This is a genomic window from Acetobacter sp. DmW_043, from assembly GCF_002153485.1.
GTDB classification, from domain to species: Bacteria; Pseudomonadota; Alphaproteobacteria; order Acetobacterales; family Acetobacteraceae; genus Acetobacter; species Acetobacter thailandicus.
The window spans coordinates 1-594 of sequence record NZ_JOMN01000113.1; the positions used below are offsets into that span (position 1 = coordinate 1).

Consider the following 594-nt stretch of genomic DNA (forward strand, 5'->3'; position numbering starts at 1 on the left):
AATGGAAAATACAGCCAGATGGTGGGTTGCGTAGACGCATCGCCATATCGAGTGCCCTGATAGCGATATCCTTTTTCATCCGGTCACTGGCGGCCCAACCGATAACGCGGCGGCTAAACAGGTCAATGACGACGGCAAGGTAAAGCCAGCCTTCACTGGTCCAGATATAACTGATGTCGCCCGCCCATTTGCGATTGGGGGCATCGGCCATGAAGTCGCGGTCCAGAATATTGTCAGCAAAACCAGGAGAATGCCGACTATCGGTCGTGACTTTGTGCCGACGCGTCCGTGTGGGACGAATATCGTTGGCTTTCATCAGTCGCCCCACACGGCGTTCACCAACAGCAAGCCCTGCTTCCCTGAGTTCCATGGTCATCCGCGGACGACCATAGGTCCGGTTGCTCAGGGCATAATGCTCGCGGATATGAGCCAGAACCTTCAGATCAGGGCACTGGCGCTCGCACAGGAGCCGGGAAACCCATGCGCGTGGTAGCCACGCGTCGAGACCTGCAGAACCAGCGGTCGCGATGATCCCTGATAAACGCAAACCTCACGTCTTTTGGCTCGCGAAGAACTGCGTGGCTTTTTTTAATA

Annotated in this window: 1 pseudogene; it reads right to left on the reverse strand. The window is 55.9% G+C overall.

Annotated features, from left to right (window positions below):
• Nucleotides 1–594, reverse strand: a pseudogene (locus HK11_RS12125) (IS3 family transposase); the annotation flags it as partial.